5 protein-coding genes and 1 pseudogene are annotated in these 5,054 nt (G+C 67.9%); 3 read left to right on the forward strand and 3 right to left on the reverse strand.

Annotation, left to right across the window (positions count from 1 at the left end; all coding sequences use genetic code 11):
* Positions 1-294: 294 nt before the first annotated feature.
* Positions 295-846 (reverse strand): DUF6149 family protein, encoded by a 552-nt coding sequence (locus ACFR9S_RS15240; RefSeq protein ID WP_379731774.1) that lies wholly within the window; start codon positions 844-846, stop codon positions 295-297.
* A 118-nt stretch (positions 847-964) separates the two neighbouring features.
* Here ACFR9S_RS15240 and ACFR9S_RS15245 point away from each other — a divergent pair, with 118 nt between their 5' ends.
* The 3 genes from ACFR9S_RS15245 (at position 965) to mptA (ending at position 3,836) form a co-directional block, all read left to right on the forward strand.
* Positions 965-2,209 (forward strand): NAD(P)/FAD-dependent oxidoreductase, encoded by a 1,245-nt coding sequence (locus ACFR9S_RS15245; RefSeq protein WP_379731775.1) that lies wholly within the window; start codon positions 965-967, stop codon positions 2,207-2,209.
* Between the two features lie 118 nt (positions 2,210-2,327).
* Positions 2,328-2,747, forward strand: a complete 420-nt coding sequence (locus ACFR9S_RS15250) for a DUF7124 domain-containing protein (RefSeq protein ID WP_379731776.1) — start codon at positions 2,328-2,330, stop codon at positions 2,745-2,747.
* Positions 2,748-2,912: 165 nt separating this feature from the next.
* Positions 2,913-3,836, forward strand: coding sequence for a GTP cyclohydrolase MptA (gene mptA, locus ACFR9S_RS15255; protein ID WP_379731777.1), 924 nt, complete (start codon positions 2,913-2,915; stop codon positions 3,834-3,836).
* Here mptA and ACFR9S_RS15260 read toward each other — a convergent pair.
* Complete coding sequence (locus tag ACFR9S_RS15260; protein WP_379731778.1) at positions 3,833-4,639, reverse strand: TrmB family transcriptional regulator; 807 nt, start codon at positions 4,637-4,639, stop codon at positions 3,833-3,835. The two genes, mptA and ACFR9S_RS15260, sit on opposite strands and share 4 nt — an antisense overlap.
* Positions 4,640-4,720: 81 nt before the next feature.
* Positions 4,721-5,054, reverse strand: a pseudogene (locus ACFR9S_RS15265) (DUF255 domain-containing protein); the annotation flags it as partial.

The following is a 5,054-nucleotide window of genomic DNA, read 5'->3' on the forward strand; positions in this document are numbered from 1 at the left end:
GACGCCTCGCGGCCGCCAGCGGTCGGCGGCCGCGGGGGGAGGGGTGGGGACTCCGTGCTGTGCCGGGCCTCGTGCCCGGCACCCTGCGGTCACAAGTGGTCATGCTCACTCCGCGGTAACAGTCATGACTGCGGTCCTCAAACGGACGCATCCGTGGTCGATGCTTAAGTACCAAAAAGCGACCAACCCCGCCGTGACCTGACCACCGTATCGCGGCGGGCCTCGCGGGTGTGTGGCTCAGTCCGTCGCAGTCGCCGTCGTCGAGTCACCTGTCCGCCAACCGAACCTGACCGCTCAGCCACTCGGTTCCTGAATCTCGTCGCTCCGGTCGCCCGTGACCACCCCGTCCTCCGTCTCGACGTACACGTCATCGGCGAACCCCTCCTCGGCGTGGGGGTGCTCCGGATCGTCGAGCTTCTCCGGCGTCGAGGGGGCGTCGGGGACTTCGCGGTCGCGGAACTCCCCCAGCGGGTCGTCGATCGTGATGTCGTGGGCCTCGAAGAAGTCGGCGTAGCGGTCGTAGTGCTCCTCGACCTCGTCGACGGGGAACTCCATCATCTCCGTCCAGCCGTGGTTGTAGAAGTCGAAGTTCGCCTGCAGGTGGGTGATCTCGCGGGCCTCAGCCTCGGGGTAGCCCTCCTCGAGCGCCGCGAGGTAGGTGGCCATCGTGCAGTCGAAAAAGGCCTCCATGTGGGGTTCGCGCTCCTCCCGGTGGCCGTCCTCGGCGCGGTCGCCGAACACGCCGACGTGGAGGTCGACCAGCTTGTCGTTCATCTTCTCCCCGACGACGGGCATCGTGAGCGCCTGCTTCGCCGCGAAGTGACGGACGTTCTGGCGGAGTTTCATTAACCGACTGTAGCGGCGCAACGACCTTCAACCCTCCGAGACCCGAGGTGTGGGTGGATTTCCCCAACCGAAAGCCGTATGGCAACCCACATTAACCCCCGCTGCCAAACCTAAAGGCATGAGCGAGTCGTTCGTGATCATCGGCGACGGGGTCGCTGGGAGCTCGGCGGCGGAGACGCTGCGCGAGAACGCGCCGGACGCCGACATCACCGTCATCACCGACGAGGGGGAGGCTCTCTACAACCGCATCCTGATCAAGGAGTTCGCGAAGGGGAAGCTTCCGGAGGCGCCCATCTCCATCCACGACGAGTCGTGGTACGACGAACGGGACATCGACCTCCAGCTCAACACCCTCGTCGTCGACATCGACACCGACGCCCACGAGGTCACGAGCCACGAGGGAGACAGCTACGAGTACGACAAGCTGCTGATCGCCACCGGCGGAACGCCCGCACAGCTCCCCGTCGACAACTCCGACGCCGAGGGCGTCCACCACTTCTGGACGTTCGAGGACGCCCGGAAGATCAAGGAGGACGTGGAGGAGGCTGACACCGGCGTCATCGTCGGCGCGGGCCTGCTCGGCATCGACTTCGCGGCGATCTGTGGCGCACAGGACGTTGACGCCCACTACCTGATGCGCGGCAACGCCTGGTGGCGCTACGCGCTCAGCGAGGAGGGCGCCGAGATCCTCCACGACGCGATGCGCGAGCGCGGGGTCACGCCGGTGTTCGAGTCCGGCGTCGACCACTTCGAGGTCGACGACGACGGCCACATCGAGTCCGCGGTCGACCCCAACGGCGATGAGTTCGACGCCGACTTCGCCGGGGTCGCGATCGGACTGGACATCAACACCGAGATCCTCCGCGGCACCGGCCTCGAGTACGACGACGACGGCATCATCGTCGACGAGTACATGCAGACCAACCTCGACGACGTGTACGCCGCCGGCGACTGTACCAAGTTCAATGACCTGATCCTCGGCGATCAGGCCCAGAACGGCGCCTGGGGCTCCGCGAAGGCACAGGGCGAGTGTGCCGCGAAGAACATGCTCGACTACGGCGAGGAGGAGTTCCGCTGGGTCTCCTCGTACTCGATCACCCACTTCGACTTCCCGTTCCTCTCCTTCGGCCACCCGACGCAGGGCGACGACAGCGTCGAGCGCAAGTACTCCGACACGGAGTGGCGCCGCCTCGCGCTCAAGGACGGCCGCATCGTCGGCGGCGTGCTGATCGGCGACCTCGCACCCCAGTCGGCGTACAAGCAGCTGATGCGTGAGGGCACCCACGTCGGCGACGAGAAGGAGAAGCTGGTCGAGAAGTCCTTCAGCGTCGACGACCTCGAAGCGCCGGTCGCGGACGACTGATCTCGCCGGCACGCTGCCAGCCGGCGTGGACGACTGACCCCCTGACTCGGTTTCTCGCCCAAGCACCGGACGACTGAGACACCGAAGTCGTTTTGCGGCGACCGCTCCCAGTGAGCGTATGGACTCCGGCGGTTCCTCGGACATGACGCTCGCGTTCGAACTGGACGCGCTGAAGTCGCTCGCCGACCCCAACGCGGTGTTCAACGACGCCCGCGGGTGGACGAGCTACGTCGGCGTGGTGAGCGACAAGCCCACCTACGTCGTCACCAACTTCACGCGCAAAGAGCGGATCAGACAGGACTTCTTCTCCGGCCCGCGGGGCGTCGAGGAGAGCCTCGAGAACGTCAAACGCCAGTTCGACACCGAACGCCACGTGTTCGTCGGCACCTCGGAGGAGCACCGCGAGCAGGCAGAATCGGTCGGCTGGGAGTACCTCCCCCTCGAGAACGCCGCCGAGGCGGCCGACTGGGAGATCGCGGCCGGGGACGACGACGAGGACCCCTTCGAGGAGGGCGACCAACGCGAGGATTGGCCATAGCCAGCGACGGCAAGCGAACTGGAGCGACCTCCGTGTCGCTCCCGAAGAGCTAGATGCCGTGACTGTGCGTAGCCAAAACGGCGCGGAACCGTCGCTCCCCGCGTGCGCGCCGGCGCGCGTGCCTCTTCCAACAACACTAATCACGCGGAGGCCGCAGCACCGGTAATGAGTCACCAGCTTCCGGACGTGCAGGCCGACGAGCCCGACGTGACGGTCGGGCTGAGTCAGGTCGGCGTCACCGGCGTCGAGAAGCTCGTCGAACTCGAAGGCGAGGACCGACCGTACGTGCTGACCGCGGAGTTCTCCGTGTTCGTCGACCTCCCCAGCGGCCGGAAGGGGATCGACATGAGCCGGAACATGGAGGTGATCGACGAGGTGCTCGAGGACGCCGTCGACGGCGAGACCGACCGCGTCGAGGAGCTCTGCGGCGAGGCGGCCGAGCGCCTGCTGGCCAAACACGAGTACACCACCACCGCCGAGGTGGAGATGGAGGCGGAGTGGGTGCTCCGGGAGGAGACCCCCGCCAGCGGCCGACCCACGCAGGGCACCGTCGACATCATCGCCTCCGCGACCGCCACCGAGGAGGGGACCGAGGAGGAGATCGGCTGCCGCGTCACCGGGATGACGGTCTGTCCCTGCTCGCAGGGGATGTCCGAGTCACGCGCCCGCGAGACGCTCGAAGAACTGGGCGTCGACGAGGAGACGACGGAGGCGTTCCTCGACGAGGTGCCCCAGCCCGGTCACTCCCAGCGCGGCCACGCTACGCTGACGGTGACGCAGGACACCGAGCCCGACGTGGACCTGATGGAGCTGATCGACATCGCGCGGGACTCGATGAGCGCGCGGATCTACAACCTGGCCAAGCGTCCCGACGAGGACCACATGACCTACGCGGCCCACGCGAACGCGAAGTTCGTCGAGGACTGCGTGCGCTCGCTTGCGGAGGGCGTCGTCGACGCCTACCCCGACCTTGACGACGAGGCGGTGATCCACGTCAAGCAGGAGAACGACGAGTCGATCCACCAGCACGACGCGGTCGCCGAGCGCGAAGTCACGATGGCCCGACTCCGCGAGGAACTCTCGGCTTAGCCCGTCGTCAGCGGCTCGGCGTCCTCCCACCGCGGGTCGAACGTCTCCCGCACGTCGGCGGTGAACTCCCGGTCTTTCAGGTCGAGCATCGCGAACGGCTCCCGCGGCGCCAGCGGGTTCGGCACCTCGATACACGCCTCGGCGCCGTCGATCAGGTGGAACGAGCCGCTGACCCGCTCGGTCGTCCGGACCTCGAAGGCCGGATGGCCCGCAAGCTCCTTCTCGTAGCGTTTGAGCGCCGTGTTCGGTAGCGTCTCGATCAGGTCGGGGCCGAGCAGTACCGACACCTCGGCGCCGCGTTCGAGCGCGCGTTGGAGCGCCGCGGTCACCTCGTCGCCGTACTCGCCCACGTCGAACTGCGGGGTCGGCCCGCCGGCGACGCTGATCACCCGCTCGGTCGCCGTGTCGAGCCGTTCGAGCAGCAGGTCGGCGCTCTCCTCCCGGCCGACGACCGCGGTCCAGAACCCCTCCTCCGTGGGGACGCCGGCGTCGAGATCGCCCTCAAGCTCTTCGACGGTCTCCTCGTACTGGGCTTCCTGCTCCCGTAGCTCCTCGCGTTTCGCGTCGAGCAGGCGGTCCAGCGCCGCCTCTGGCTCGACGGCGACGTACTTCTTCGGCCGGCTCGCGGCCTGACTCCGGGCGAGCCCCCGGCGTTCCAGATCCTTCAGCACGTCGTACACCCGGCCCATCGGCACGTCGCTGGACTGGGAGAGCTCCTTGGCGGTGTTCGGCGAGTCGTCGAGCAGCGCCCGGTACGCCCGGGCCTCGTACTCGGAGAGCCCGAGATCGCGTAAGCTGGCCATAGTCGACTGTCACAGTTCGCCCCCTCAAAAACTCACCGAACGTTTACCCGTGAAGGTCGTTTCGCGAGGTTTCTCGGACGGCTACTCCAGCCGGGCGACGCGCTCCATCAGCGACTCGGGGTCGCTCGCGGGCTCGTCGACGCCGGCGACGCGGGCGGTCCCGCGGTCGAGGTCAGGGGACACCGACTCGTCGGCGTCGGGGTCGGCCACCTTCTCGTGGTCGGCGATCCGGAGCGCCGCACGGTGGAGGTCGCTGCCCGGCTCGTCGGCAACGGCGACCGTCAGCGGTTCGTGGACGAGCCGGCTCGCGGCCGTCCCGTACTCCGCGACCTGCACGCCGACGCGGTGGGAAGCCCCGGCGAAGGCGCCGACGGTCTCGCGGGCGATTCCGCGGTACTCGTCGTCGCCGGTCAGC

Source organism: Halolamina salina (assembly GCF_042678005.1).
Lineage (GTDB): Archaea > Halobacteriota > Halobacteria > Halobacteriales > Haloferacaceae > Halolamina > Halolamina salina.